Source organism: Planifilum fimeticola (assembly GCF_003001905.1).
GTDB lineage: Bacteria > Bacillota > Bacilli > Thermoactinomycetales > DSM-44946 > Planifilum > Planifilum fimeticola.
In genome coordinates this window covers 46,704-73,427 of the sequence record NZ_PVNE01000010.1, presented here as the reverse complement: position 1 = coordinate 73,427, position 26,724 = coordinate 46,704, and the positions used below count along the sequence as shown (strand labels likewise).

At 60.2% G+C, this 26,724-nt stretch carries 29 protein-coding genes; 2 read left to right on the top strand and 27 right to left on the bottom strand.

The window, feature by feature from the left end; translation table 11 throughout:
* Positions 1–95: 95 nt before the first annotated feature.
* The 15 genes from ftsY to CLV97_RS07865 form a co-directional block, all read right to left on the bottom strand.
* Positions 96–1,088, bottom strand: coding sequence for a signal recognition particle-docking protein FtsY (gene ftsY, locus CLV97_RS07935; RefSeq protein ID WP_106344985.1), 993 nt, complete (start codon positions 1,086–1,088; stop codon positions 96–98).
* 15 nt (positions 1,089–1,103) lie between these two features.
* A complete protein-coding gene (gene smc / locus CLV97_RS07930; protein ID WP_106344984.1) occupies positions 1,104–4,691 on the bottom strand; it encodes a chromosome segregation protein SMC in 3,588 nt (1,195 codons plus the stop codon).
* A 35-nt stretch (positions 4,692–4,726) separates the two neighbouring features.
* Positions 4,727–5,059: a tRNA-binding protein gene (locus CLV97_RS07925; RefSeq protein WP_106345042.1), complete on the bottom strand. Its 333-nt coding sequence runs from the start codon at positions 5,057–5,059 to the stop codon at positions 4,727–4,729.
* A 110-nt stretch (positions 5,060–5,169) separates the two neighbouring features.
* On the bottom strand, positions 5,170–5,862 hold the full coding sequence (gene rnc / locus CLV97_RS07920; protein WP_106345041.1) for a ribonuclease III: 693 nt from the start codon (positions 5,860–5,862) through the stop codon (positions 5,170–5,172).
* 5 nt (positions 5,863–5,867) lie between these two features.
* Complete coding sequence (gene fabF, locus CLV97_RS07915) at positions 5,868–7,124, bottom strand: beta-ketoacyl-ACP synthase II (protein WP_106344983.1); 1,257 nt, start codon at positions 7,122–7,124, stop codon at positions 5,868–5,870.
* A 103-nt stretch (positions 7,125–7,227) separates the two neighbouring features.
* A complete protein-coding gene (locus CLV97_RS07910; RefSeq protein ID WP_092040090.1) occupies positions 7,228–7,464 on the bottom strand; it encodes an acyl carrier protein in 237 nt (78 codons plus the stop codon).
* 139 nt (positions 7,465–7,603) lie between these two features.
* Positions 7,604–8,347 carry a 3-oxoacyl-[acyl-carrier-protein] reductase gene (gene fabG, locus CLV97_RS07905; protein WP_106344982.1) on the bottom strand — a complete coding sequence of 248 codons (744 nt, stop codon included), beginning with the start codon at positions 8,345–8,347 and terminating at the stop codon, positions 7,604–7,606.
* A gap of 41 nt (positions 8,348–8,388) precedes the next feature.
* Positions 8,389–9,327: an ACP S-malonyltransferase gene (fabD, locus tag CLV97_RS07900; RefSeq protein ID WP_106344981.1), complete on the bottom strand. Its 939-nt coding sequence runs from the start codon at positions 9,325–9,327 to the stop codon at positions 8,389–8,391.
* A 31-nt stretch (positions 9,328–9,358) separates the two neighbouring features.
* A complete protein-coding gene (locus CLV97_RS07895) occupies positions 9,359–10,360 on the bottom strand; it encodes a beta-ketoacyl-ACP synthase III (RefSeq protein WP_106344980.1) in 1,002 nt (333 codons plus the stop codon).
* Entirely contained in the window at positions 10,357–11,355 is a 999-nt protein-coding gene (gene plsX, locus CLV97_RS07890) for a phosphate acyltransferase PlsX (RefSeq protein ID WP_106344979.1), read from the bottom strand. The genes CLV97_RS07895 and plsX overlap by 4 nt, the downstream gene beginning before the upstream one ends.
* 12 nt (positions 11,356–11,367) lie before the next feature.
* A complete protein-coding gene (gene fapR, locus CLV97_RS07885) occupies positions 11,368–11,937 on the bottom strand; it encodes a transcription factor FapR (protein WP_245891432.1) in 570 nt (189 codons plus the stop codon).
* A gap of 152 nt (positions 11,938–12,089) precedes the next feature.
* A complete protein-coding gene (gene rpmF, locus CLV97_RS07880; protein ID WP_106345040.1) occupies positions 12,090–12,263 on the bottom strand; it encodes a 50S ribosomal protein L32 in 174 nt (57 codons plus the stop codon).
* A 32-nt stretch (positions 12,264–12,295) separates the two neighbouring features.
* Entirely contained in the window at positions 12,296–12,799 is a 504-nt protein-coding gene (locus tag CLV97_RS07875; RefSeq protein WP_106344977.1) for a YceD family protein, read from the bottom strand.
* Positions 12,800–12,811: 12 nt separating this feature from the next.
* On the bottom strand, positions 12,812–13,918 hold the full coding sequence (locus CLV97_RS07870; protein ID WP_170070407.1) for a SepM family pheromone-processing serine protease: 1,107 nt from the start codon (positions 13,916–13,918) through the stop codon (positions 12,812–12,814).
* A complete protein-coding gene (locus CLV97_RS07865; protein ID WP_106345039.1) occupies positions 13,908–14,717 on the bottom strand; it encodes a patatin-like phospholipase family protein in 810 nt (269 codons plus the stop codon). The genes CLV97_RS07870 and CLV97_RS07865 overlap by 11 nt, the downstream gene beginning before the upstream one ends.
* Before the next feature lie 119 nt (positions 14,718–14,836).
* Here CLV97_RS07865 and ylbJ point away from each other — a divergent pair, with 119 nt between their 5' ends.
* Positions 14,837–16,093, top strand: a complete 1,257-nt coding sequence (gene ylbJ, locus CLV97_RS07860) for a sporulation integral membrane protein YlbJ (RefSeq protein WP_245891431.1) — start codon at positions 14,837–14,839, stop codon at positions 16,091–16,093.
* Here ylbJ and coaD read toward each other — a convergent pair.
* The 10 genes from coaD to CLV97_RS07810 all read right to left on the bottom strand — a co-directional run bounded on the left by coaD (position 16,090) and on the right by CLV97_RS07810 (position 25,091).
* Entirely contained in the window at positions 16,090–16,581 is a 492-nt protein-coding gene (gene coaD, locus CLV97_RS07855; RefSeq protein WP_106344974.1) for a pantetheine-phosphate adenylyltransferase, read from the bottom strand. The genes ylbJ and coaD overlap by 4 nt on opposite strands.
* A gap of 19 nt (positions 16,582–16,600) precedes the next feature.
* The gene (rsmD, locus tag CLV97_RS07850) at positions 16,601–17,161 is read right to left on the bottom strand and encodes a 16S rRNA (guanine(966)-N(2))-methyltransferase RsmD (RefSeq protein WP_106344973.1); all 561 of its coding nucleotides are present in this window, start codon (positions 17,159–17,161) and stop codon (positions 16,601–16,603) included.
* Between the two features lie 313 nt (positions 17,162–17,474).
* Positions 17,475–17,738: a hypothetical protein gene (locus tag CLV97_RS17860; RefSeq protein WP_170070406.1), complete on the bottom strand. Its 264-nt coding sequence runs from the start codon at positions 17,736–17,738 to the stop codon at positions 17,475–17,477.
* 320 nt (positions 17,739–18,058) lie between these two features.
* Positions 18,059–18,376: a hypothetical protein gene (locus CLV97_RS07840; protein WP_106344971.1), complete on the bottom strand. Its 318-nt coding sequence runs from the start codon at positions 18,374–18,376 to the stop codon at positions 18,059–18,061.
* A gap of 87 nt (positions 18,377–18,463) precedes the next feature.
* Positions 18,464–20,512: an ATP-dependent DNA helicase RecG gene (gene recG / locus CLV97_RS07835; protein ID WP_106344970.1), complete on the bottom strand. Its 2,049-nt coding sequence runs from the start codon at positions 20,510–20,512 to the stop codon at positions 18,464–18,466.
* Entirely contained in the window at positions 20,509–21,399 is an 891-nt protein-coding gene (sdaAA, locus tag CLV97_RS07830; RefSeq protein ID WP_106344969.1) for an L-serine ammonia-lyase, iron-sulfur-dependent, subunit alpha, read from the bottom strand. The genes recG and sdaAA overlap by 4 nt, the downstream gene beginning before the upstream one ends.
* A 27-nt stretch (positions 21,400–21,426) precedes the next feature.
* Positions 21,427–22,086, bottom strand: a complete 660-nt coding sequence (gene sdaAB / locus CLV97_RS07825) for an L-serine ammonia-lyase, iron-sulfur-dependent subunit beta (protein ID WP_106344968.1) — start codon at positions 22,084–22,086, stop codon at positions 21,427–21,429.
* Between the two features lie 69 nt (positions 22,087–22,155).
* Positions 22,156–23,010, bottom strand: coding sequence for a DegV family protein (locus tag CLV97_RS07820; protein ID WP_106344967.1), 855 nt, complete (start codon positions 23,008–23,010; stop codon positions 22,156–22,158).
* Between the two features lie 14 nt (positions 23,011–23,024).
* Positions 23,025–24,713, bottom strand: coding sequence for a DAK2 domain-containing protein (locus CLV97_RS07815; RefSeq protein ID WP_425440554.1), 1,689 nt, complete (start codon positions 24,711–24,713; stop codon positions 23,025–23,027).
* 12 nt (positions 24,714–24,725) lie between these two features.
* Positions 24,726–25,091 carry an Asp23/Gls24 family envelope stress response protein gene (locus CLV97_RS07810; protein WP_106344966.1) on the bottom strand — a complete coding sequence of 122 codons (366 nt, stop codon included), beginning with the start codon at positions 25,089–25,091 and terminating at the stop codon, positions 24,726–24,728.
* A gap of 172 nt (positions 25,092–25,263) precedes the next feature.
* Between CLV97_RS07810 and rpmB the strand changes: the two genes are divergently transcribed.
* Positions 25,264–25,452: a 50S ribosomal protein L28 gene (gene rpmB, locus CLV97_RS07805; protein WP_106344965.1), complete on the top strand. Its 189-nt coding sequence runs from the start codon at positions 25,264–25,266 to the stop codon at positions 25,450–25,452.
* A gap of 260 nt (positions 25,453–25,712) precedes the next feature.
* Here rpmB and spoVM read toward each other — a convergent pair whose 3' ends face one another.
* Positions 25,713–25,796, bottom strand: a complete 84-nt coding sequence (gene spoVM, locus CLV97_RS07800; RefSeq protein WP_106344964.1) for a stage V sporulation protein SpoVM — start codon at positions 25,794–25,796, stop codon at positions 25,713–25,715.
* Between the two features lie 179 nt (positions 25,797–25,975).
* Positions 25,976–26,632 carry a thiamine diphosphokinase gene (locus CLV97_RS07795; protein ID WP_106344963.1) on the bottom strand — a complete coding sequence of 219 codons (657 nt, stop codon included), beginning with the start codon at positions 26,630–26,632 and terminating at the stop codon, positions 25,976–25,978.
* Positions 26,633–26,724 lie beyond the last annotated feature (92 nt).

Genomic DNA, 26,724 nt, shown 5'->3' with positions numbered 1-26,724 from the left:
AAGCGGATTCAATTTACGAATTTGCCCTCCTTATCTCCTTTTTTGATCAAACAAAAGCAGGCTGCCGAGATTCTCGACAGCCTGAGGACCAGCCGTCACTCTCCCTGCTCCTCTTCCTCCCGGATCGAATCGGCGAAGAGGGCGTGGACAAACTGGTCCGGGTCGAAGGGCTGCAGATCCTCCACCTTTTCCCCGAGGCCGACCCATTTGATGGGAATCCCCAGTTCGCGGCGGATGGCGACGACGATCCCGCCCTTGGCGGTGCCGTCCAACTTGGTCAGGATGATGCCGCTCACCCCGACCGCCTCCCGGAAGGTTTTCGCCTGCTGGATGGCGTTTTGCCCGGTGGTCGCATCCAAAACCAGGAGCACCTCATGGGGAGCATCGGGAACTTCCCGCCGGATGACCCGGTGCACCTTTTTCAGCTCCTCCATCAGGTTCACCTTGTTTTGCAGGCGGCCGGCGGTGTCGCACAGGAGGACGTCCGCTTTGCGGGAACGGGCGGCCTGGATGCCGTCGTAGATCACCGCGGCGGGATCCGCCCCCGCCTGGTGCTTGATGACGTCGGCGCCGACCCGCTTCCCCCAGGTCTCCAACTGCTCGATCGCCCCGGCGCGGAAGGTGTCCCCGGCAGCCAACAGGGGTTTCTTTCCGTCTTCCCTCAATTTGTGGGCCAGCTTCCCGATCGTCGTCGTCTTGCCCACGCCGTTCACGCCGACAAACAGGAGGACCGAAAGCCCCTCCTGGGCGAGGTTCATTTTCAAATCCCCTTCGTCGCCGCGCAGGAGATCGGACAAAATTTCCGACAGGAGCGGCTTCAGCTCCTGCGGATCCTTGATTTTCCGCTCCTTCACCTCCTGGCGCAGCCGGTCGGTCAACTCCATCGTGGTGGTCACTCCCACGTCGGCACCGATCAGGATCTCTTCCAGCTCCTCGTACATCTCCTCGTCGATCTTGCTCCTCCGGAAAAGATCATCCATCGCGCCCACGAGGGAATCGCTGGTCTTGCTCAGTCCCGATACGAAGGTGCGGGTGACCGATTCCGTCGTGCGGGACACCCGTTCCTTCAATCGTTTAAAAAAGCTCATCCTTGCTCCTCCGTTTCATCCGTTTGCTGTCACGGCGCTTTCCTCCGCCACATCTTCCAGTTTGACCGAAACCAGCTTGGAAATCCCCGATTCCTCCATCGTGATTCCGTACAGGACGTCGGCCCCCTCCATCGTCTGTTTCCGGTGGGTGATCACGATAAATTGGGTGTTTCGGGAAAAGTCCCGCAGGTAACGGACAAAACGGGCCAAATTGGCTTCATCCAGGGCGGCGTCCACTTCGTCCAACACGCAGAAGGGCACCGGTTTGACGCGCAGGACCGCAAACAGGAGAGCGATCGCCGCCAGAGCCCGTTCCCCTCCGGACAGAAGGCTCAGGTGCTGCAGCCTTTTACCCGGAGGTTGCGCCACGATATCGATTCCCGTCTCCAGGGGATTCTCCGGCTCCGTCAGATAAAGATCGGCCCGGCCGCCGCCGAACATGTGCCGAAACACTTCCTGAAACTCCTGGCGGATCGCTTCGAAGCCCTCCGAAAAGCGGCGCGCCATCTCCTGCTCGATATTTTGGATCACTTCATACAGGGTGTTTTTCGCTTCGACGAGATCCTGCTGCTGCTCCTTCAGATAGGTGAGGCGTTCCGTCAGCCGCCGGTGTTCCTCGATCGCCCCCAGGTTCACTTCACCGAGGGCGGCCATTCTCTGCTTGAGGGATTGAACCTCCCCTTCGGCGGCGGCGGGATCCTCAGGAATGCCGTATCGGCGGCGCGCCAATTCGAAACTGAGCTCATACTCCTCCGCCAGTTTCTGAAGCAGATGATTCAGCTCCACATCCAGCCGGTTGACCCGCACTTCCAGCTGACGCAATTCCTCTTCCCGCCGGCGCAGGGATTTCCGCAGTTCGCGGGCCTCCCCCTCGCCGATCTCCCGCTCGCCGTACAGGCGATCCCGCTCTTTCCGAACCTCGGCGTGCCGTTCCTGGGCCGAGGCCTTGGCCTTCCGCAGTTCGGAGGCCTGTTCCAACAGGCGATCCACCTCCTGGCGAAGCGCGCGGATCTCCTCCTCCAAACGTTCCTTTTCCTCCTGGGAACGAACCAGCTGTTCCTCGATCCGGGCGACCTCCCGACGGGCCCGCTCCGCGTTTTCCTCCAGGTTGGTCACTTCCTGGGTCAATCGGGCCACCGCCACCTTCCCTTCGGTCAGAAGGCGATCGGTTTCCCCCTTTTCCCGTGCGCGCCGCTCCGCTTCCCTTTCCAGATTGCGGATCAGCTCGCTTGCGTCCCTTTGCTCCCGCTCCAGCCGCGCGCGGCGCTCCGACAATCCCTCGATCTCGTCTTGCAACCGCGCTTTCCGCAAGCGGGATTCCTCTTGCCCCGACCGGTTGCTTGCGATTCGCTCCTCCAAGGCCCGGCGTTCGGCGGCCAGTTCCCGCTCGCTCCCCTTCAGTTCCTGTTCCCGCAGGCGAAGGCTTTCCCCCTGCTCCCGGATCGAGTCGATCCGCCTCTCCACATCCTCCCGCAGGTCTTTCAGCTCTTCCACCCGACGACGAAGGGCATCCCGCTTTTCGCCGAGACGGGCCAATTCCCGCCCCAGCTCCTCCAACTGGCGCGAACGGCTCAACAGATTGGTCTTGGAAGCCTGCCGGCTCCCCCCCGTCATCGATCCCCCCGGGTGCACCACGTCACCCTCCAGTGTGACCACCCGGTAGCGGTGTCTGAGCAGCCGCGCCGCCTCGTTGGCATCCTCCAGCGTGCGCGTGACGACGACGTTGCCCAACAAGAACCGGACCGCTTTTTGGACCGCCGCATCGCATTCGACCAGATCGGCGGCGATCCCGACAAATCCGGAAACGCCCTCCAACCGCTCGCGATCCTCCGGCGAAATCAGGCGGGGCTGGATCACATCGAGGGGGAGAAAGGTCGCCCGTCCCAGGCGCCGCTTTTTCAGAAAGAGTATCGCCCGGCGGGCCGTCTCCTCGTCCTCGACCACCAGGTGCTGCTGAGCGCTTCCCAGAGCCGTTTCCACCGCCGCTTCATGTTCGGCGGAAACGCGGATCAGCTGAGCGACGGCGCCGCGAACCGCCGCGAGCCCCGGTTCGCCCCGGTCTCTGGCCTTGAGGACTTCCTTGACTCCCTGGAAAAAGCCGGCGTGTTCCGACTCCATCTCCTTCACCAGGTCGTGCCGGGAACGGAGTCGGCCCCACTCTTCCTCGGCCTGCCGGAACTCGCCGAGGGCGGCTTCCACATCGGAGGACACCCTTTCGAGCTCCCCCGAAAGTTCCCGGTAGCGGTCGGCCGCTTTCTTCAAGTCGGCCGCCACCCGGTCCATTTCCCGCCGGAGGGCGTCGGATTTTTGATCCAAACCGGCCGCCTCTTTCATCAAATCCTCATCTTGGCGGGACAAGGCTGCCAGGCGACGATCCTCTTCTTCCAGGGCCTCTTCCAGGCGCCGGCTTTCGCTGGAGAGGGATGCCAATTCCGCAGAGCGCTCGTACATGCGGGATTTCAGCTGGTGAAGGCGGCTCTCGGCATCGTCACCGGCGGAGGACAACTTCTGTTCCAGCTGTTTGAGGCGATTTTCGGACTCCTCCAGTTCCTTCCGCTTGAGGCGGCATGCCGCCTGGATCCGTTCCCATTCGCCCCTCAGGCGCTCCCGTTCTTCCTCCAGTTCGCGGATTCTCGACAGGAGTCCGTCTCGGGTCGCTTCCCGGTTTCGGATCCGCTCCTCCACCACCTCCCGGCGCGCCTCCGCCTTCTCCAGCTCCTCGCTGATTTGGAGAAGTTCTCCCTGTCGGCGGTCCATCTCCTCCTCATGACGGCTGAGGCGCAACCGAAGCTCTTCCAGGGCGGCCTCCCGGGCGCTCAGCTGGGTGGAAAGCTCCAGATGAAGCTTTTCAAGCTCCTCCGCTTTCCCCTTTGATTCCTGCCATTTGCGGTGGAGATCCTCAATCTTATGTACGTACAGGCCCACTTCCGTCTGCTCAAGCCGAGACCGCAATTCCTTGTATCGACGGGCCTTCTCCGCCTGTTCCGCGACGGGTCCGACCGTGTTTTCCAGCTCGCTGATCAAATCCCGGATCCGTTCCAGGTTTTGTTCGGTCGCTTCCAGTTTCCGCTGTGCTTCCCGCTTGCGGGTTTTGTATTTGACAATCCCGGCCGCCTCTTCAAAGATGGCCCGCCGATCCTCCGACTTGGTGCTCAGGATATCGTCGATCCGTCCCTGACCGATCATCGAATAGGCTTCCTTCCCGATGCCCGTGTCCATGAACAGCTCGGTGATATCCTTCAGCCGGCAGGGCCTGCGGTTGATGGCGTACTCGCTCTCCCCCGAGCGATACACCCGACGGGTGATCGTCACCTCGGAAAAGTCGATGTTCAACCGGTGATCGGAGTTGTCCAGGGTGAGGGATACCTCGCAATACCCCACCGGCTTTCGGGTCTCGCTGCCCGAGAAGATGACATCCTCCATCTTGGCGCCGCGCAGCAGCTTGGCGCTCTGCTCCCCCAACACCCAGCGGATGCCGTCGGTCACATTGCTCTTGCCGCTGCCGTTGGGTCCCACGATGGCGGTCACGCCCGGGACAAACTCCAATTCCGAACGATCGGCGAAGGATTTGAAGCCGATCATTTCAAGCCTTTTCAGATGCACTCCTCTCCCCCCTTCCTTTCCGGCATGCGCTTTGCCTACAAGATCCGGCTTCCCGGGGGTACATCCCGGTCCGGGCCGATCAGGGCCACTTCCCCGTCCTCCAGCACCACGCCGAGGACGAGCACCTCCGACATGAAATTGGCCACTTGACGCGGCGGGAAATTGGTCACGGCGATCACCTGACGGCCGACCAGTTCCTCCGGCTTGTACAACTTGGTTATCTGGGCGCTGCTCTTGCGGACGCCCATCGCACCGAAATCGATCCACAACCGGTAAGCGGGCTTTCTCGCCCGGGGGAAGGGTTCCGCCCGGACCACCCTGCCCACCCGCATCTCGATCTTTTCAAAATCGGCATAAGTCGCTTGCATCGCACGCCCCTCTTCTTCCATTTCTCCGGAATGATCCGGAATCCTTTCCAAGCAAAAAAACGGGAAAACCACCGACCTTCCATCGGGGTTCGGTGGTCTTACATCCATCCTTAAAATCCGGGATCCAGCTCCTTCAGAGCAACCGCTGCCGCTTCCTGCTCCGCTTCTTTCTTGGAACGGCCCGTTCCCCGTCCCAACGTCCGCCCGTCCAGGAGAACCTCCGCCACGAAGTGGCGATCGTGGGCAGGCCCCCATTCATCGACGATCCGGTAGGTCAGGGAACCGGTCCGCTCCTGCTGGACTACTTCCTGAAGACGCGTTTTGGCGTCGACGATCCGGGACAGCCAAGCTTCGTCGATCCGGGAAAAGACGACCTTCTGCAGAAACCGTCTCGCCCCCTCCAATCCCTGATCCAGGTAAAGGGCTCCGACAAAAGCCTCGAAAAGATCCGCCAGCAGGGCGGGGCGCCTGCGGCCTCCGGTCATCTCCTCCCCCTTTCCCAGGCGGACGAGCTGACCAAAACCCAACTCTTCGGCAAATTGGGCCAGGGAAGGCTCGCAGACCACCCGGGCCCGCATCCTCGTCAGGTCCCCCTCGTTCTTCCCGGGATACCGGTGAAACAGATGCTCCGAAACGAGCAGTTCCAGCACCGCATCGCCCAGAAACTCCAAACGCTCGTTGTGGTCGGGGGCGTCTCCGTCCCGCCGTTCGTGGGCGAAGGAGGTATGGGTGAAAGCTTGGCGAAACAGCTCGGGATTTCGGAACGAAATTCCGAGCTGTTTTTCCAGTCCGGTCAGGTCCATCGCGGTCACCCCTGGTTCCGCTCTTGGTCGTCAAACGCCTTCAACGCCAGCGTCGCGTTGTGACCGCCAAACCCCAGGGAGTTGGACAGGGCTGCCCGCACCCGTGTCCGCCGCGCTTCGTTCGGGACATAGTCCAGATCGCAATCGGGATCGGGATGCTCGTAGTTGATCGTCGGCGGGATCACCTGCTCCTTCAGGGTGAGCGCCGTGGCGATCGCTTCCACACCGCCGGCGGCTCCCAGCAGATGGCCGATCATCGATTTGTTGGAGCTGACAGCCAGCTTGTAGGCGTGTTCACCAAACACCTTCTTGATGGCCATCGTCTCAAATTTGTCGTTGTATTCCGTCGAAGTTCCGTGGGCGTTGATGTAGTCGATCTCTTCCGGTTTCAAACCGGCATCTCGGATCGCCCGGGACATGGACCGGGCTGCCCCTTCCCCTTCCGGAGCGGGCTGCGTGAGATGGTAGGCGTCTCCGGTCATCCCGTAGCCAGCCACTTCCGCGATGATCGACGCTCCCCGCTTGAGGGCGTGTTCCAGGCTTTCCAGGATGAGAATTCCGGCCCCTTCACCCATCACGAATCCATCCCGCTCCCGGTCGAAGGGACGGCTCGCCTTTTCCGGTTCCTCGTTTCTCTTGGATAAAGCATGGGCGGCGCAAAAACCGGCAAAGGCGAGCGGCCGGATGGTGGCTTCCGCGCCTCCGGCGATCATCACATCGGCATCGCCGCGCTGAATGATCTTGAAGGCGTCACCAACCGAGTGCGTGCCCGTCGCACAGGCGGAAATGGCGGAGCTGTTGGGCCCCTTCGCCCCGGTGGCGATGGACACCTGTCCGGAGGCCATGTTGGCGATCATCATCGGGATGAGAAAGGGGCTGACGCGCTTCGGACCCCTTTCCAGCAGAATCTTGTGCTGCTCCTCCCAGGTGGACAATCCGCCTATTCCGGACCCGATGTAGACACCGACCCGGTCGGGATCCTCCTTGGACATGTCCAGACCGGCATCCTGCAACGCCATCAGGGACGCGGCCACGGCAAACTGAACGAATCGATCCATGCGCCGCGCCTCTTTTCGATCCAAAAAGTCCAGAGGATCGAAGTCCTTCACTTCGGCCGCGATCCGAACCGGAAAATCACTGGGGTCAAACTGCGTAATGGGCCCCACTCCGGACTTGCCGGCGGTCAAGTTGTTCCAGAACGTGGAGCGATCATTCCCGATCGGGGAGATGACTCCCACTCCGGTAATCACTACCCGTCTCACTTCGGCTACCGCCTTTCGTCATCAAAATGAATCGGAAAACTTCATCATACTAAGGACAGGGAGAAAGTCCCGCGCTGAAACACGACGGGACTTTTTGCCTGACTTACTTCTGATGAGATTCGATGTATTGAACCACATCTCCCACCGTGGAGATCTTTTCCGCCTCTTCATCGGAAATCTCCAAACCGAACTCATCTTCCAGCTCCAGAACCAGATCCATCACGTCGAGGGAATCGGCATCCAGATCCTCCTTGATGGACGCCTCCGGCGTCACTTGTGACGGATCCACGCCCAGCCGGTCGACGATGATGCGCTTCACGCGCTCCAGCGTATCGGACATCTCCGTTCACCTCCCCTTTATGGTGATAAGGGATACACCTCTTAAAGATTAGCAAAAACAGAGGTGAGGGTACAAGAAGACAATTTCCCCTCCTTCGGCGATATGAAGGCGGCATCCCCCCTTTCAACGGGAACGGGGTTCAAACCATCACCATTCCGCCGTCCACATGCAGGGTTTGACCGGTGATGTAGCCGGCATCGTCCGAGGCCAAAAACCGGACGGCCGCCGCCACATCCTCAGGAGAGCCGAACCGGGCGAGGGGAATCTGGTTCATGATTTGATCGCGCACCTCATCCCCCAATACGGCGGTCATATCCGTCTCGATGAAGCCCGGAGCGATCGCATTCACCGTAATCCCGCGGCTGGCCAATTCACGGGCCAGCGACTTCGTCATGCCGATCACCCCCGCCTTGGCCGCCACGTAGTTGGCCTGCCCCGGATTTCCGCTCACCCCGACCACCGAACTGATGTTGATGATCCGTCCGGACCGTTGCTTCATCATCGTCCGGATCACCGCCTTGCTGAAGAGGAAGGTCCCCTTCAGATTGGTGTCGATCACCCGGTCCCAATCCTCCTCCTTCATTCGGAGAACCAGATTGTCCCGGGTGATCCCGGCGTTGTTCACCAGAACGTCGATTCGCCCGAAGGCGTCAAGCACCTGCTTTACCGCCGAATCCACCTGGTCCGCCTGGGAAACGTCCGCCTGGATCATCACTCCCCGGCGACCCCGCTTCTCGATTTCGGCAACCGTCTCTTCCGCCCCCTGCCGATTACCCGCGTACACGATGGCCACATCGGCGCCCGCGTCGGCCAGGGCGATGGAAACGGCCCGTCCGATCCCCCGGGATCCGCCGGTCACAATCGCCACTTTTCCGGACAACATGGGGAACATTCCTCCTTTTAGGTCAGGATTGCGTCCAAGGACTAACCCTTCAGTTCCGCCAGCGCCTTTTCCAGGGAGGGAACATCCTGCACCGACAGGGCCTTCACCCGGCGATCCACCTTTCTCACCAGACCCGTCAGCACGTTTCCGGGACCGATCTCCACGAAGGTGTCCACTCCCTGTTCCATCATCCAGCGGACGCTGTCTTCCCACAGCACGGGGGAGGCCACCTGATCGATCAAGGATTGCCGGATCGTCCGGGCCTCCGTCACCGGACGGGCCGAAACGTTCGCCACCACGGGAACCGATGCATCAAGCACGGTCACGCCGGCCAACACCTCCGAGAGGCGCTCTGCCGCCGGCTTCATCAGGCTGGAGTGGAAGGGACCGCTCACCGCCAGCGGAATCACCCGTCGGGCACCGGCTTGGCGGGCGCGCTCTCCCGCTTCCTCCACCGCTTCCTTGTGCCCCGAGATGACGATCTGTCCAGGTGCGTTCAGGTTGGCGGGCTCCACCACGCGGCCTTCCCGGGAAACTTCGCGGCACACCCGCTCCAGCTCTTCCCGGTCAAGGCCCATCACGGCGGACATGGCCCCTTTTCCTGCGGGAACCGCCTCTTCCATGAAATTCCCCCGCTGGTGTACGATGCGGACGGCATCGGCAAAGTCCAGCGAACCGGCCGCCACCAAGGCGGAGTACTCGCCCAGGCTGTGCCCGGCCACCAGAACCGGGACGATTCCCCCGTCGGAAAAGGCCGTGTACAGCGCGATGCTGGTGGTAAGTATGGCCGGTTGGGTATATGCGGTCAAACGGAGCTTCTCCTCGGGTCCTTCAAAACAGAGCCCGGACAGGGAAAAGCCGAGAGCCTCATCCGCCTTGTCGAAAATCTCCCGGGCTCCCTGGTGCGCCTCGACGAGATCGCGCCCCATCCCCACTTTCTGCGAGCCTTGGCCCGGAAAAAGAAATGCCGTTTTCCCCATGTTTCTCTCCCCTCCTCTCAGCACGCATCCATCAGGTGTCCATCGACCACTTCAGCACCGCCGCCCCCCAGGTCAGACCGCCGCCGAAGCCGACCAAAACCAGCGTATCCCCCTTTTTGATCCGTCCCTGGTGCACCGCTTCATCCAGGGCCACCGGGATGGACGCCGAGGACATGTTGCCGAAGCGGTCCAGATTGACGATCACCTTCTCCTCCGACAGTCCGAACCGCTTGACGGCGGCATCGATGATGCGGATGTTGGCCTGATGGGGCACGAGGAAATCGATGTCCTCCTTCGTCATCCCCGCCTTCGAGAGCGCCTCCTCCGCAGCATTTCCCATCACGCGGACGGCAAACTTGAAAACCTCCCTGCCGGCCATGGAAATGGTGTGGAGGCGCTCATCCACCGTGTGCCGGCTCGCCGGCATGCGGGATCCGCCCGCAGGCTGCTTCAGCAAATCCCCGCCGGACCCGTCGGCCCCCAGTTCAAAGGAGAGGAAACCGCGTCCCTCCTCCACCGGCCCCAAAACGACCGCTCCGGCTCCGTCGCCGAACAGCACGCAGGTGTTCCGGTCCTCCCAGTTGGTGATTCTGGAAAGGCAGTCCACACCGACCACCAGGGCATACCGGTACATGCCGCTTTGGATGAACTGGGTCGCGGTCGCTATGCCGTACAAAAATCCCGAACAGGCCGCGGACAGGTCGAACGCGGCCGCCCTTTTCGCCCCCAGGCGGTCCTGCAGCAGACAGGCCGTCGCCGGGAACATCATGTCGGGAGTCACGGTGGCCACGATGATCAAATCCAGCTGATCCGCCGTCACTCCCGCCGCCTCCAGCGCCCTGCGGCCCGCTTCCACCGCCAGATCGGAAGAGGCCTGCTCTTCCGCGGCGATGCGCCGCTCCCGGATTCCCGTCCGGCTGACGATCCATTCATCCGTCGTATCTACCATGGTTTCCAAATCCTTGTTGGTCAAGACCTTCTCCGGCAGATATGAACCTGTCCCGATGATCCCCACCGGTTTCAAGCTGTTCAGCCCCTCTCGATTCTATGTAAATCCTCGGTGATCCGCGGGATAACCCCCCGCTCCACGAACAGACGGGCTTGGCGGACGGCGTGAAAGACCGCTTTGGCATCCGAGGAACCGTGCGCCTTGATGATCGGACCGGACAGCCCCAACAGGGGAGCTCCGCCGTGTTCCTTGTAATTGATCTCCCGGGCGAAGCGCTTGAGACCCGGCTTCAGCACCGCCGCAGCCAGCTTGTTCCACCAGGTTCGGGTGAACTCCTGTTTGAGCCGGTCCATAATCGCCTTGGCCACGCCCTCCGACGTCTTGAGGAGGATGTTCCCGCTGAATCCGTCGCAAACCAATACGTCGCAGACGCCGTGAAGAATGTCCCGGGACTCGACATTTCCCACAAAATGGATCGGCAATTCCTGGATCAACCGGTAAGCCTCTTTAATCAGCTCGGTCCCTTTTCCCTCCTCGGTCCCGATATTGAGCAAACCCACCCGGGGGTTTTCAAATCCCAGCACCTTTTCGGAATAGATGCTTCCCATCAGTGCGTATTGCGCCAAATGATGCGCCTTGGCATCGGGGTTGGCCCCCACGTCGAGCACCAGCGTTCCCCTGCCGGATACGCTCGGAAACATCGGGGCGAGCGCCGGCCGGTCGATCCCTTGAATCCGACCGGTATATAAGAGGCCCGCCGCCATCAACGCGCCGGTGTTCCCCGCGCTGATGAAGGCGTCAACCTCCCCCTCCTTCACCTGTTGGCAACCGACTACCAAGGAGGATCCTTTCTTTCGTCGGACGGCCTTCACCGGCTCTTCGTCCGGTCCAATCCATTCCGCCGTATGCAAAATCCGTACGTTGGACGGGAACCCGTCCGCGAAAAGCGGCCGCAGAACCTCTTCAGGACCGATCAGAACGAACTCGTCGTCCCTCCACTCCTGAGCCGCCGAGCGGATTCCGTCGCAGATCGCCTTCGGAGCGTGATCACCGCCCATGGCGTCCAATGCAATCCGCATTCCTTCTCCTCCTCACTTCCTGCCTTTCTCCTCCCTGGAGCGGTACATGTCGAACACTCCCTGAAACACCCTCTCCTCGTTGACAAAGGTCTCCACGTCCACCTGAATCCGGTGAGGGGTGGATTTGACGACGCGGGCCTTGGCAATGCACTTTTCCCCCAGATGCACCGGTCGCACGAACCGGATCGCCGCCGATGCGGTGAGCACCACATCCGCATCGATGACGGCGACGGCCAGAGAGTTGGCCTGGGCAAACAGGTGATGCCCCCGGGCGATCCGGTTGCGGGAAAACACATGCTCTTCGCGAATCTCCAGTACGGAAACGCCGCTTCGATTCAGCTGAAGATCCACGATCTCGCCGATCACCTCTTCCGGAGCCAGGGAACGGATCCGGTCAAAATTCCCTTCAGCCATGTCCTTGATCCGTTCGCGCAGTTCCGGGATTCCCAGCTCCATCCGGTCCAGGCGGATGGTTTGGACGCTGACCCCGTGTCGCCGGGCCATCTCCTCATCCGTGAGGAAAGGGTTGGCTTGAAGCGCCAGTTTCAACTGCCGCTGCCGTTCCTTTTTGGGGAGTCGCACTGCCGGGTTCACCACCCTTTTAGGACCACGTGTTAATACCAAGTCCCAATTCAGTATATACAAAACCCCTCTGAAAAACAAGCCGCCCACGGGCAGAGGAGATCCATAAAAAGAAGCGGGGAGCCGGCCTGTGCTCCGGTTCCCCGCTTCCATCAGTTCTCCACCACTTCTTCGCCCTTGTAATGACCGCACTCCTTGCAGACCCGGTGGGCGAGCTTCCACTCGCCGCACTGGGGGCAGCGCACCATCCCCGGAACGGACAGTTTGAAATGGGTGCGACGCTTGCGTTTCCGCGTTTTGGACGTTCTCCTGAAAGGTACCGCCACCTGAATCACCTCCCCTTGATCGAAAAGCCCCGTCAATCCTCGGGGATTCGAAGTTCCTTCAATACGGCGAGCCGGGGGTCGATCCGCTCGGTGCGGCACAAACAGGTCTCCCTGTTTCGATCCACGCCGCACTCGGGACACAGACCCTTGCACCCCTCCCGGCAGACAGGTGCGTAGGGAAGCTCAAGAAGAACCGCTTCCCGAATATAGGGAGTCAGATCGATGTGATCTCCCTCGACAAAGCAGATCTGATCCTGATCCGCCCGGTCCGCCCGATTCGTGAATTCCTGCGTCCACTGCCCCGACAAGGTTTTCTCGAAGGGGGACAAACAGCGGGAGCAGGTGAGGCTCGCCCGGGTCCGATGCTCGGCATGCACGTGAAAGAGACCGCTCTCTTCCGATGCCGTCACACGAACCCAAACGGGATCCAGCCGTACCAGTTGCGGAACTTCCCGTTCAATCCCCCTCAGTTCAATCGTTTCCTCACGAACCAGGGGCTTGTTTGCCCGGACTATTTCCGGCAGATAGAGACGCATGGCTTATACACCTCACAGGGCACCCGCCCGGGCCACCAAAACAGGGTTATTATATGCCAAGTTGGCGGGTGTGTCAATGTTCGACACCTTTGCTCGCTCTTCCTTCAATCGTTTCAGATAGCCGACGGCCTCCTCCAGGGAGTGAACGGGGACAATCTTCATGCGGCTGCCGATCTCCCGGGCGACCGCCTCCGCCTTAAACTGGTTGGAATCCCCGGGATGGACATCGGCGGGGACAAAGAAGAGGTCGGCTCCTTCCCGATCCGCGGCCATCACCTTTTGCTCCACCCCGCCGATCTGTCCCACCTCCCCTTCGGCCGAGAGGGTGCCGGTGCCCGCGATCTTCAGCCCCCGCGTCAAATCCTCGGAGGTCAACTGGTTGAGGATTTCAAGGGCGAACATCAGCCCGGCGGAGGGACCTCCGATGTGATCGGCCTGGATTCGGACCTGGGGATCGGTTTGGATGCGGCGCTCCGTCACCGGAACGATGCCGATCCCCACATGTCCTCCCTCGGATCGGGAAAACCGGACCAGGGAGAGCCTCTTCTCCAATTTCCTCCCCTTCCGCCACAGGCTGATGCGGACCGATTCCCCCTCCCGCTTCCCCTCCAGGACGCGGAGCAGTTGCGGAACGGTACGGATCGGATGGCCGTCCAACGCCACGATCCGGTCTCCGGAAGCCAAGACGCCCTCGGCAGGCATGCCGGACAAGGTTCGAAGCACCTTCACTCCCAGGAGAAACTCCTCGACCGGCCGCCCGGCATAACGGAAGGCGGCGATGATCGCGTTCTGTTGCGAGAGCAGCATCCACTCCCGTTGACGGAGACGGTACGCATCCGAGCTTTCCCCGGGCTCCAGCAGTTTTTCCCGGGGCACCAGACTGCTCCCGGGAATCATCCAGGCAAAGAGGTACTGAAGCGCACTTGCTTCGCTGACGCTGACCGTGGTGAGCAAAAACTGCCCCTTCTCGCGAAGGTCTCCCCCGGCCACGTTGACGAGTTGCAGAACGGGAACCGCCGTGCCGGGGCGGAGCACGAAATAGGGAGTGGGTATAAACCATGCGGCAATCGCGAGAAGCAGGACGGCGAACCCGAGGGTTCCCCACCTTCTACGGATCATTCGGATTCCACCTTTTTCCATGCGGCACTACCTCGCCGATCACCTGTCGAATTTCTTCCAGTTTGGCAAGGGCGGCCTCCTCCCCCCGGCGAATGCACTCCTCAACCCGGGTGAATGCGGTCGGGCTGATATCGGACAGCTCGGGGTAGATGGCCACATCGGCCGTCAAAATTTGCGGGCTGGTGATTTGCCTTTCCATCACTTCTAAGGATTGGGCAATCACGTCGAAAATATTTCGGATTTTGAGCCCGCCCGTAGGCGGAATCACATCGACGGCAATCACCACGTCGGCCCCCATCTCCCGGACTACCGAAACCGGCACCCGGTCGATGACGCCCCCGTCCACCAGGGTCCGCCCTTCCCATTCCACCGGCTCAAAAATTCCGGGAATCGACACGCTCGCCCGCACCGCCAGGTCGATCGGCCCCGTCGTGAAAACCACCCGCTCGCCGTTGGTCAAATCCGTCGCGATCACGGAGGTGGGAATTCGCAAATCCTCCAGGTTCTTTCCATGGGTGAGGAGCCGGACCAGCTCCCGGATCCGGTCGCCGGTGATCAATCCACGTCGCGGAAAGGTAAAATCGAGCCACTGGTTCCGCTTCAAATGGATCGCCAACTGTTCCATCATCGCCAGATCCGCCCCGTTGGCGTAAACCGTCCCGATCAGGCTGCCCATGCTGCTCCCGGCGATCGCGTCGACCGGTATCCCCTCCCGTTCCAGCACTTTCAGCACCCCGATGTGGGCCAGACCCCGCGCGGCACCCGATCCCAAAGCGAGCCCCACTTTTGGCCGTGACAAGGAATTCGCCTCCTTTTCACATCAAACATCCTCCAACTGACGGATAAGACGAGCGGTCTATTTCCGTCCCCCATCGCGTAGACATGTTATCAAACACTGCAAGAACGGGAGGAAAGAAGGTGCAACCCAGGACGTCTGTACACAGAAACCAATTGAAAACGATCCTGTTTGGAACAGTGGCGGCTTTTTTGGTTCTATCGCTGCTCCTGTATCCGGAGCAAGCCTTTGATTCGGCCCTGAAAGGGCTGAAAATCTGGTGGGATGTGGTCTTTCCCGCCCTGCTTCCCTTTTTTGTCGCATCGGAAATCCTGATGGGTTTCGGCGTCGTCCACTTTATGGGAGTTCTGTTGGAGCCCTTCATGCGCCCCCTTTTCCGCGTTCCCGGAACGGGCGCCTTTGTCATGGCGATGGGGCTGGCATCGGGTTATCCGATCGGCGCCAAACTGACGGCCCGACTTCGCGAGCAGAAACTGCTCTCCCGCTCCGAGGGCGAAAGACTGGTTTCCTTCACCAATACCGCGGATCCCCTGTTCATGTTCGGGGCTGTGGCCGTCGGGTTTTTCCACGACGTTTCCCTCGGCGTGGTGATCGCCATCGCCCACTACACCTCCAGCCTGCTGGTCGGTCTGGCGATGCGTTTCCACGACCCGCGGGGGGATTCGACGCCGCCTGTTCCCGCCGATCAATCCTTCTTTCTCCTGCGAGCGTTCCGGGCCATGCACCAAGCCCGGCTCAAGGACGGGCGCAGCCTGGGGCAGCTGATGGGGGACTCCGTCACTTCGTCCATCCAAACCCTTCTCCTCGTCGGAGGGTACATCATCATGTTCTCCGTCATCACCGACGTCTTGACGAAAATCGGGGTCACCGAACTGCTCTCCGGCTTCCTCGGCCTGTTGCTTTCCCTGCTGCAGATACCGACGGAACTGGCACCTGCCCTGATTACCGGAACCTTTGAAATCACCCTGGGAGCCCAGAAGGCCAGCGTCGCCCCGGAAACGGTGGACATGGTCTACAAAATCGCCATCGCCGGCATGGTCACCGCCTGGAGCGGCCTCTCGGTCCACGCCCAGGTGGCCAGCATTCTGAGCAGCACCGACATCCGCTACACGCCTTACTTTTTCGCCCGGATTCTGCACGGGGCCCTCGCCGGCCTGATCACCCTGATCATTTGGGACCCCGTTCATCAATATCTTCTGTCCGATGCAGCCATACCGGCCTTTTTGCAGCAGGTTCCCGAAGCGGGATGGACATCCATGCTGGAACGGTTCCTGCACATCGGAGGCAGAGCGCTCCTCCTGCTCACCGGGATGATCGTCGTCGCGACGGCCTTCCGGTGGATCCGGCGATCCGTCGCGGCGATTCGTAAAGCCGGTTAATCCTGCTTCAGATGGCCGTACTTCACCATCAGAGCCTTTTTCACCGCGTCGGGGACCAATTCCCCGACATCGGCTCCGTATTTGGCGAATTCCTTGACAATTCCCGAACTGAGAAAGGAGTATTTGTTGTTGGTCATCATGAACAGGGTCTCCGCCTCCTTGTTCATCTCCCGGTTGATGGAGGCGATTTGCAGTTCGTACTCGAAATCGGAGATCGCCCGGAGCCCCCTCAGGATGACGTCGGCCTTGATGGAGCGGATATAGTCCACCAACAGTCCGTCGAAGCTGTCCACCTCCACGTTGGGCATCTCTTTCGTCACCTCGCGGATCAAGGCCATCCGCTCCTCGACGGTGAAGAGAGGCTGCTTGGAGGCGTTGTGCAAAACGGCCACGATGAGCCGGTCAAAGACCCGGCATCCCCTTCGAATGATGTCCAGATGACCGTATGTAATCGGGTCAAAACTGCCTGGATACACCGCGATGCTCATGCTCGCCAACTCCTTTGTTTCATTCATCCGCGTCCGGAGCGTACAGAGTGATGGCCGCATCGCCGAAGGTCATCCGCCGATAGGCCGTGAGCGTTGCGACCCGATCCGGCGGGGGATGGCGAAAATCATGTTCGGCAACCACGACACCGCCTTCTCCGAGCAGGGGTGCTGCCGCGATTTTCTCCAGCACCGGCATCAGCAGGTTTTCCCGGTAGGGGGGATCCAGGAAAACCAGCCGAAACCGGGTTTCCCGCCGGGCCAGCTTCCGCAAAGCGCTCCGGACATCCTCCCGAAGCACCTCCGAACGCTTGATGAATCCGGTTTTTTGCAAATTGTCCTTGATGGTGTACACACTTGCCCGGGATCGGTCGACAAAGACAACCCGGTCACACCCCCGGCTCAGGGCTTCGATGCCGAGGGAGCCCGTGCCTGCAAACAGGTCCAGGGCCCAGCCGCCGTCGAAGTAGGGACCGATCACCTGAAAGAGGGTTTCCTTCACCCGGTCCGACGTCGGCCGAACGTGATTTCCGGGAACCATTTTCAACCGGATGCCGCGGGCCGAACCGGCGATCACGCGCATCCTCACACCTCCCGCGGCGGATTGAACATAATTAATCCTACCACAAAAGCCCCGCCGGGGGAAAACGGCAGAGTTTCACCATCTTCACCGAAAAATAACATTGCAGTGTATATATTCCCTGATCATGGGAAAAGATAGAAGTGACGGCACAGGAGGATGCCGTCACCGCGAAGAAGACTTAGTTTCCCCATAAGCTCTTCCTCCGGTTTCTCCTCTCCCATACCGTATCCGCCATCGGGCGGATACCATGGGCTCCCGATTTTTTCGGGGGCCAATTTTTTTTAAAAAAAACCCGCCGAGTATTCGGCGGGCTTCAACCTTTCGCGCTCCTTCCTTCATGGCGCGAACGAGTCCGGATTTTGTCCAGCACTTCCGTTTCGTCGAAGGATGGAGACAACTTTTCCACGCTTTCCATCTGTCGAACGGGACTCTTCCCGCGCGAAGAGGGATTCCCCGAACCCAACCGTCTGTCGCCATCCGATTCCGGAAAGCTCCTTCTCCTCCGCCCTTCCCCTGCTTCCTCCCCTTCCCAGTCGAAAAACGCTTCCCACTCATCATCCGAGGGAGGAATCTCCATCTCCCAAAACTCCCGGAAATGGATATCCCACGACGGTTCCAACTGTCTCCGCGGGGGATAAAAAGGAGGGGCTTCATCCATCCACGGGAACAAGTCCGGAAATTCCTCCGGAAAAAGAGGAGGGGGAAAGAAGCGATCGCCTTCCCGCTCCCTTTGGAACCGAGGAGGGCGGTCGGCGCCGGAAGAACGTGGACGGGCCACCTTCCCCTTTTTGTTCAAGGGAGACGTCTCCCTCCTTTCCGGATCCGTCTTTTGCAGCGCCGCAACGCAAAAATCATCACCCGATCTCGCGGAACCCAACCGACTTTTGCGCGGCGCCTTCATCGAACCGCCCGCTTCAACATCAACGCTTCCCGTCGGGTGATGACCTGTTCCTCCACCATTAAATCAATCAATCGATGGGACAACTCCCTGTATCGGGGCGACTGCTTCAACTTCTCCACTTCTTCCGGCGTAAACAAGCGATGAACCAACTCCGTCGAATACTGAAGCAGGGCAAAAGCCCCGCCGGACCGGCGAACCTGCTTCGCCTGTTCGATCACATGATGGATGCGACGGACGCTCACCGCTCTGCGGCCCAAAATCCGGTTGACATGCTGTGCCGCTACTTCGTACAAGGCGTTCGCTTCCGGTTTCACTCCCAAGCCCCCAGCTGGTTTTTTGTCTCCCTGCACAATATGCACAAGAGGTGGAAGGGGATTGGATACCGGCCCGAAAAAACGCCTTTAATCCAGACTCGGGTCGTCCAGCCCTTCCCTTTTCAGGAGGGAATGCAGCGGCGCCCATTCCTCCCGCTCCCAAAAGTCCGACCGGGACACCAGCTCCCAGGCATCCGCCCGGGCCACCTCCAAAACTCGCTCGTCCCGGGACAGATCGGCAATGCGAAAATCCGGCATCCCGCTCTGCTTCACGCCGAAAAACTCTCCGGGACCCCTCAGTTCCAAATCCCTTCGGGCGATTTCAAAACCATCCACGGTTTCCGTCAGGATCCGCATGCGTTCCACTCCCGTCTCCGACTTCGGGTTGGCCACGAGGATGCAAAACGCTTCGCCGCCGCCCCGTCCGACCCGGCCGCGAAGCTGATGCAGCTGGGCCAGCCCGAAGCGGTCCGCGTCATAGATCACCATGACGGTCGCCTTGGGAACATTGACGCCCACTTCCACCACGGTGGTGGAAACCAGCACCTGCACATCCCCCGCCGCAAAGCGGCGCATCACTTCATCCTTGTGGTCCGGCGCCATTTTGCCGTGGAGAAGCCCGACCCGAAGGGGAGCCAGCTCTTTGGTCAGCTCTTCATAGAGCGACTGGGCGTTCTGCAAATCCATCTTTTCCGACTCTTCGATCAGCGGGCAGATCACGTAGGCCTGTTCCCCCGATCGGCACCGCTGTCCGATAAACCGGATCAGCCGGGGCCACACATCGGGCTTAACCCAGTGCGTTTCCACCGGCTGTCTTCCTTTGGGCATCTCGTCAATTACGGAGACATCCATCTCTCCGAAAGCGGTGATCGCGAGCGTGCGCGGAATGGGTGTCGCCGTCATGAACAACACGTCGGGGGACTCCCCTTTTTCCCGCAGGCGCGCGCGCTGTTTCACGCCGAAACGGTGCTGTTCGTCGGTGATCACCAAGCCCAACCGGTGGTATTCCACTCCCTCCTGGATCAGTGCGTGGGTTCCCACCACCACATCGGCGGATCCGTTGGCGATATCCCGGAGAACTTCCCGCCTCTGTCGGGCGGAAAGACGGCCCGTCAGCGTCACAACGCGCACCCCGAAGGGCTCCAGCAACTTCCCGAGGGTTTCGGCATGCTGTTCCGCCAGGATTTCCGTCGGGACCATCAGGGCGCCCTGATATCCGCTCAGATGATTGGCAAACAAGGCGATCGCCGCCACCACCGTTTTCCCCGAACCCACATCCCCTTGCAGGAGGCGGTACATCTGCTCCTCCTTCGCCATGTCGGACAGGATCTCATCCACCACACGGCGTTGGGCGCCGGTCAAGGGAAAGGAAAGGGAGGCGATGAACGCTCCAATCCGCTTCCGGTCCAACTGGCGCGCAATCCCTCTGGATTCCCGTCGAATCCGGCGTCGGAGAGCCATGATCTTCAACTCGTACAAAAAAAGCTCCTCGTACACCATCCGGCGTCGGGCCTGCTTCCCCTCTTCCCATCCACGTGGAAAATGAAGAAGGTACATGGCTTTCGCCCGATCCATCAGCCGGTATCGCCGGACCAGCGCTTTTGGGAGGGGCTCCTCGATATGTCGTCCAAATTGGACAAAGGCTTGATGAATGGTTCTCCGAAGCCACTGCACCTTGATCGATCCGGAGACGGAATAAACGGGAACCAATCGTCCCGCCTCATACCCCTGCCGCTGGGGGTCGAGCAGCGTGCGTTCCGCAGTGAGCTGTAAGCGGTGGCGATCCCACTTGCCGGCGACGATGATCGGTTTGCCGGAAACAAGCTTGTCCCTCAGAAAGGCCTGGTTGAACCAGATCACGGTAATCGGAATCCCGTCCACCATCAGTTTCCCGGTGAGACGGGACTTTTTCTTGCCGTACCAGCGGATACTCGGCTCCCCGAATACCTCCCCCCGGACGGTGATCCGCTCCCCGTGGCCGGCCCGATTCAGATCGGTCAACCGGTTGTCATCGTACCGAAAGGGAAAATAGGTCAAAAGATCCTCCACCGTCTCAATACCCAACCGGTTCAGATCTTCCGCCCGCTTTTCCCCCACGCCGGCCACCTGGGTGACGGGAATTTCCGACAGCCTCATTCCTTCGACGGCGTCCCGAAGATCTTGCGCTCCAGCGCCCGACCCGTCGGGGTGGCCGCCAACCCTCCCAATGCCGTTTCCTTCAACGACACCGGCATATCGCGGCCGATCCGGTACATCGCCTCGATCACCTCGTCCGTGGGGATAATGCTCCGGACGCCGGCCATGGCCATATCGGCCGCCACCATGGCGATGGCCGCTCCCATGGCGTTGCGCTTGACACAGGGAGCCTCCACCAACGTGGCCACGGGATCGCACACAAGCCCGAGCATGTTTTTCAATGCGATGGCCACCGCCTCCGCCGACATGGAAGGCGTTCCCCCGGCCATCTCCACCACCGCCGCAGCGGCCATTCCCGTCGCGGAACCCACTTCCGCCTGGCAACCCCCCGCCGCTCCGGAGATAAACGCATTGTTGGCGATCACATAGCCGATAGCCCCGCCGACAAACAGGGCGCGCACCATCTTCTCCCGGTCGCTTCCCAAAAGTTCCGCTGCGGCGAACACGCACCCCGGGAGAATGCCGCAGGACCCGGCCGTCGGTGTGGCCACGATCGTTCCCATCGCCGCGTTCACTTCGGAGGTGGCGGTCGCCTTGGCGACGGCATCCAATACATGGTGGCCGGAAAGCAATACCTTGGCGTTTTTCCGGTATTGGTCAATCCGGCGGGCGTCCCCTCCGGTCAAACCGCTGCGAGAGCGAACCTCCTCTTCCAAGCCGCGGCGGATGGCCTTCTCCATGACGTCCAGGCTCTCTTCCATTTTCCCGACAATCCGCTCCCGCGACTGTCCCGTCGCCTCCATTTCGGAGCGAATCATCACTTCAGAGATGGGAATGCCTTCCGACTCGGCAATCTCCACCAGCTCAGCTACGGTTCGAAATCTCATTCATACGGCTCCTTTCGGACACGACATTCAGGCGAACAGAGTGGCTCCCGTGATTCCCGGCTGGGCGGCGATCTCATCCAGCACCTTCTGCCCCACCGCCTGATCCGTCTCGATGATCATCAAGGCTTCCGACCCTTTTTCCTTGCGGGAAACCTGCATATATCCGATGTTGATCCGGTGCCGGGCGAGAACGCCGGCGACGGCGGCAATCGCTCCGTAGCGATCTTGGTGCGGGACGAGCAGGGTCGGGGAATTGCCGGTCATCTTCAGTTCGAAACCGTTCAACTCCACAATCTCCATCTTGCCGCCTCCGATGGAAACGCCGACCACCTCCGTCGCTCCCCGCTCGTCTTCCAGGCGAAGCCGAACCGTGTTGGGGTGCTCGGGCACCTCCTCCGACTCCCGAAACTCCACTTCGATCCCCTGCTCCCGGGCGATTTCCAGAGACCTCACGATCCGCTTGTCGAAGGTATCAAAATCGAGCACGCCACCGATGAGAGCGATGTCCGTGCCGTGTCCCCGGTAGGTCTTGGCAAAGGATCCGTACAGCGTCACCATCACCCGTTCGGGCTTCCGCCCGAACAATTGACGGGCTGCCCGGCCGATCCGGGCGGCTCCCGCCGTGTGGGAGCTGGAAGGACCGATCATCACCGGACCGATAATATCAAACACCGAACGATATTTCATCCGTTACCCTCCCCACCGACTCCCCGGTAACAAATTGGCGGGAGCCTGATCATCTCCGCAAGACCGAAATCATTCCGCATAAAGGATGACTCCGAGCACACCGGGACCTGTATGGGTGCCGATCACCGGGCCCACGTCCGTGATCGTCAATTCCTCCACCTCGTATTGTTCTCGCAATTTGGCGGCCCATTCCTCCGCCTTGGACTTCCGCTCGGCATGGACCACGCCTGCGATCACCCGGCTGCCGGCCGCCACCTTCTCGCGAAGCAATTCGAACACCCGGGCCTCCGCCTTGCTCGCCCCTCTCACCTTGTCGACGGGATAAACTTCTCCCTGATCGCTGAGGGAAAGGATCGGCTTGATATTTAACAGAGATCCGACAAGGGCTGATGCCTTTCCGATCCTTCCGCCCTTTTGCAGATAATCCAGCGTGTCCACCAGAAACAGAACCTGTTCTCCCTCGATCATCCGGTTGGCCAGAGCGACGCATTCATCGATCGACTTCCCGGCCTTGGCCGCCCGGGCCACTTCCACGACGATGAGGCCGATGGCAAAGGAAGCTTTTTTCGAATCCAGCACCGTCACCTTGAATTCGCTTTCCACCATCGACTTAGCCAAGAGAGCCGATTGATAGGTGCCGCTCAGGGCCGAAGAAAGGTGGATGGACAAAATGTCCGTGTCTCCCTCCTTGGCCGCTTCCCGGTACACCTCCACGAAATCGATCGGCGACGGCTGGGATGTGGTCGGAAGATCCGAGGACTCCCGCAGCTTCCGATAGAACTCGTCCGGTTTGATGGTCACACCGTCAAGGTAGGAGGTCCCCCCCAAATGCACCTTCAGGGGCACCACTCCGATGTCCAGTTCCTGAATCAGTTCGGCGGGAATATCCGCAGTGCTGTCCGTGATCACTTTTACTCGGCCCACAACGAGCACCTCCGCTACTCAATGGTGATGAGAAAGAAATACAGCGGCTGACCCCCGTAATGAATCTCGCTCTCCACATCCGGATAATTTCTGGCCAGGAAATCGGACAATTCCTTCACCTGGGCGTCGGTCACGTCTTTTCCATACAAAATGGTCACCAATTCTCCGCCCCGGGCAAGCATCTTCTGCAGAAGATCCCTGGAGGTGGCGATCAGGCTGCCGCCGACCGTCTCAATCTTCCCTTCGTAAATCCCGATGAAGTCCCCTTCCTTGATGGAATGGCCGTTCACCTGGGAATCCCGCACAGCATAGGTGACCTCGCCGCAGCGCACACTCTCAAGCGCCTTCACCATCTTCTGCCGGTTCATTTCCGCATCGGCATCGGGATCAAAGGCGATCAGCGCCGTCAGGCCCTGAAGCACGGTACGGGTCGGGAGCACCGTCACCGGGATTTCCACCAGCTCCGCCGCCTGTTCCGCAGCCATGACGATGTTTTTGTTGTTCGGCAAGACAAACACGTGATCGGCGGACAATCCCCGAATCGCCTTCACGATATCCTCCGTGCTGGGATTCATCGTCTGGCCGCCCTCGATCACCTCATCGGCGCCCAGGCTGCGGAACATCCTGACAACTCCCTCGCCCGAAGCGACGGCGACGATGCCGTGGGATTTGCGCTCCGCCGCCGTTTCCGCGGGAACCGCCGTCCCTTGCTCCACGGGCGCGTCGGTCCCTGCCCAATGGGCATGCTGTTCCCGCATGTTCTCGATCTTGATGTTCGTCAGATCGCCGAACTTCTGGGCGAAATTCAGGACATCGCCGGGGCGCTCCGAATGGATATGTACCTTGACCAATTCGTCATCGGCAACCACCAGCAGAGAATCGCCGAAGGCGCCGATCTCACCGCGGAATGCTCCTTCATCGAAGGTTCCCGCGCCCTTTCGGCGAATGATGAACTCCGTACAATACCCATGTTCGATCGTCGCAGGATCGATTTTGGACTGGGCCGTCTCGCCATGGGCAACGGCGGTGAGGGAGCGATCCTCCCCGAAGGCGGAAGCATCGCCGTCCATCTCTTCGGGAACCGCCTCTCCCCGGAGGGCGGACAAAAACCCCTCGAGGATATACACCAATCCCTGCCCGCCGGCATCGACGACGTTCGTCTCCGCCAAAATCGGCAGCAGTTGGGGCGTCCTCTCCAAGGATTTCCGGGCTCCGGACAGTACTTCCGCCAGGACTTCCGCCGGGTCGTCCGTCTGCCGGGAACGGATCATGCCCATATCCGCCGCTTCCCGGGAAACCGTCAGAATCGTCCCCTCAACCGGTTTCATGACCGCCTTGTATGCCATATCGACGCCCCGTTTGAACGCCTCTGCCAGCTCCCGGGCGTCGATGGTCTCCTTACCCGCCACTGCCTTGGAAAAACCGCGAAAGAGCTGGGACAGGATCACTCCCGAATTGCCCCTCGCCCCCATCAGGAGGCCCTTTGAAAGGGCTTCCGCCAAATCGCCCACCCGAGAGGGAGAGGATACCTTGTCCATCTCTCTCACTCCCGAGGAGAGCGTCAGGTTCATGTTGGTACCCGTATCTCCGTCCGGAACCGGAAAGACGTTCAGCGCGTTGACCCGTTCCTCGTTTTGCCGGAGGAAGAGGGCACCTCCGCGTATCATCCGATGAAAGCAAGCCGCATCAATCTTCTGTGTCAAACCGTATCCCCCTCAATCCTCATTCACCAAGCGTACGCCCTGAACAAAGACGTTTACCTTGTTCACCGTCAACCCGACCATCTGGTTCAGGGTGTACTTCACCTTGGACTGCACGTTATGCGCCACTTCGGAGATCTTGGTACCGTAACCGACAATGATGTGGAGATCGATCACCAGCTCTCCGTCCTCTGTGCGAACTTCAATCCCTTTGTTCAGATTTTCCCATCCGAGCAGATCGGTAATTCCGTCCTTCAACTGGCTTCGGGAAGCCATTCCCACCAGCCCGTAACAATCCATTGCCGCAGCACCCGCAATGGTGCTGATCACCTCTTCCGACACGTCAATGCGGCCGAGGGAGGTGGACATTTCAACCGCCATCGCGATTCCTCCTTGGAGTGGGAGCATGGTAAGACGATTTGACAATACGGGATCATAAGAAAAAACATGACCACACCTATCATACTGAACGTTTCGCATCCTTGCAAGGGATGGGGATCTGTGTTAAGATATGATGGTGTTGCTGCACTTATCGGACGGGAGGTGGAGTCGGATGGCGCGTCGCTGCTACATCACCGGGAAAAAAGGGCACACCGGCAACAAGGTGAGCCATTCCAACCGGAAGACGAAGCGCAAATGGGGCGTAAACGTGCAAAAAGTTCGCATTCTCGTTGACGGCAAGCCGAAACGGGTATATGTCAGCACCAAAGCCCTCAAATCGGGAAAAGTAACCCGCGTCTGACGACGACGGGTTTTTTTCATTAAAAAAACGCACCGCCACCGGTGCGCCAAGTCGTTATCCATTTTAAGACAACCCAAGGAATAATTCCGTTTTTCCTGACTTTCTCGCCGAGCATGTCAAAATCGCCCAGCGCGCCCCAGCCGGCGGGTCCAACCGAGATCGCAGGTTATTCACTCCTAATGCCGGACCTTCAGGTTCTTCGGCAAACGGGATACCGCAGGGCGTTTCCCTGGGCGATTTCGCTCGTCGTACACCGCTGTTCACTTTTCCTTGCTGAAGATCCCCAACAGGGCCCTGATCATCCCGCCGAGAAACTTCGGGAGTTTGATGGTGTAAAATTTCACCCCTACCCCTCCTTGCCAGATGTCGTCGACCCGACCGTCACCCGCTCACTTATATATATGCGGAATCCGCCGATGTGTGCCTGGAATATGGCGGGAGGGTGAAAGAGACTCGGGTCATCCCTGACCGAAGGTAGGGAAAGGCGGAATGGGCGGTCGAAAGCCTGCTTTCCGCGGGATGATCAGTCCCGGCTTTCCACGACGAAGAGCATCCCCGATCGAATCGCGATCGCCCCCTCCTCCTCCACCAGCTCGTTGCTGACTCCCAGGGAGTCACTCCTTCGCAGGACCGCTTCCGTCAAGGGATAACGAAATCCGGTGAGGGTCACTCCCGACGCCGTTTCGGTAAGAGGGAGCAGGGAAAGATAGCGGTAACGGCTCCTTCGCACCCGGCAGGCGTCCCCGCCCCGCAGGAGACGTATCCGATTGTGACGGTTGCGAATCTCTCCCCGCACACCTTCCCTTTCCAGCATCTCCAAGAGAAACAGGTTGGCCAGCGTGTGATCGAACCTCGTGCCGATCGCCCCCAGGAGGAGAACGGTCCCGGGGCGCCGTTTGAGGGCTTCCGTCACGGCAAAATGCGTATCCGTCACATCCTTTTCGGCGGGCAGCTTCTCGATGGGAACCCCCATCGTCGCAAGCCGTTCGTGCATCTCCATCCCCGCCGAATCAAAATCCCCCACCGCCAGGTGAGGAAGAAGGCCGGTTTCGAGGAGCGCGGCGATTCCGCCATCCACCCCGATCAAAAAATCATCCCGCGGACGGATTTCCTTTAAATCCTCCTGATCCAACCCGCCGCCGGTCACGATCACCACCCGTTCGGAACGTCCGGACTGCATCGCACCTCACCGTCCAAAAAAGAAACTGCTTTTCGGTGAAATCATTCCAACTGGAAGAGGGGGGTGCCGCCAGCCCGCCCTTGCAACAATCC

Coding starts and splice junctions, on each gene's coding strand:
- CLV97_RS07910 (WP_092040090.1), bottom strand. CDS start 7,464: ATGTCCGATACGCTGGAGCGCGTGAAGCGCATCATCGTCGACCGGCTG.
- plsX (WP_106344979.1), bottom strand. CDS start 11,355: ATGCGGATTGCATTGGACGCCATGGGCGGTGATCACGCTCCGAAGGCG.
- rpmB (WP_106344965.1), top strand. CDS start 25,264: ATGGCGCGTCGCTGCTACATCACCGGGAAAAAAGGGCACACCGGCAAC.
- fabD (WP_106344981.1), bottom strand. CDS start 9,327: ATGGGGAAAACGGCATTTCTTTTTCCGGGCCAAGGCTCGCAGAAAGTG.
- CLV97_RS07810 (WP_106344966.1), bottom strand. CDS start 25,091: ATGGCGGTTGAAATGTCCACCTCCCTCGGCCGCATTGACGTGTCGGAA.
- CLV97_RS07925 (WP_106345042.1), bottom strand. CDS start 5,059: ATGCAAGCGACTTATGCCGATTTTGAAAAGATCGAGATGCGGGTGGGC.
- CLV97_RS07875 (WP_106344977.1), bottom strand. CDS start 12,799: ATGCGTCTCTATCTGCCGGAAATAGTCCGGGCAAACAAGCCCCTGGTT.
- CLV97_RS07870 (WP_170070407.1), bottom strand. CDS start 13,918: ATGATCCGTAGAAGGTGGGGAACCCTCGGGTTCGCCGTCCTGCTTCTC.
- rsmD (WP_106344973.1), bottom strand. CDS start 17,161: ATGCGCGTGATCGCCGGTTCGGCCCGCGGCATCCGGTTGAAAATGGTT.
- CLV97_RS07795 (WP_106344963.1), bottom strand. CDS start 26,632: ATGCAGTCCGGACGTTCCGAACGGGTGGTGATCGTGACCGGCGGCGGG.
- coaD (WP_106344974.1), bottom strand. CDS start 16,581: ATGAGCATCGCGGTGTATCCAGGCAGTTTTGACCCGATTACATACGGT.
- sdaAB (WP_106344968.1), bottom strand. CDS start 22,086: ATGAAATATCGTTCGGTGTTTGATATTATCGGTCCGGTGATGATCGGT.
- CLV97_RS17860 (WP_170070406.1), bottom strand. CDS start 17,738: ATGGAGATTCCTCCCTCGGATGATGAGTGGGAAGCGTTTTTCGACTGG.
- fabG (WP_106344982.1), bottom strand. CDS start 8,347: ATGTTGTCCGGAAAAGTGGCGATTGTGACCGGCGGATCCCGGGGGATC.
- sdaAA (WP_106344969.1), bottom strand. CDS start 21,399: ATGAGATTTCGAACCGTAGCTGAGCTGGTGGAGATTGCCGAGTCGGAA.
- recG (WP_106344970.1), bottom strand. CDS start 20,512: ATGAGGCTGTCGGAAATTCCCGTCACCCAGGTGGCCGGCGTGGGGGAA.
- rnc (WP_106345041.1), bottom strand. CDS start 5,862: ATGGACCTGACCGGACTGGAAAAACAGCTCGGAATTTCGTTCCGAAAT.
- ftsY (WP_106344985.1), bottom strand. CDS start 1,088: ATGAGCTTTTTTAAACGATTGAAGGAACGGGTGTCCCGCACGACGGAA.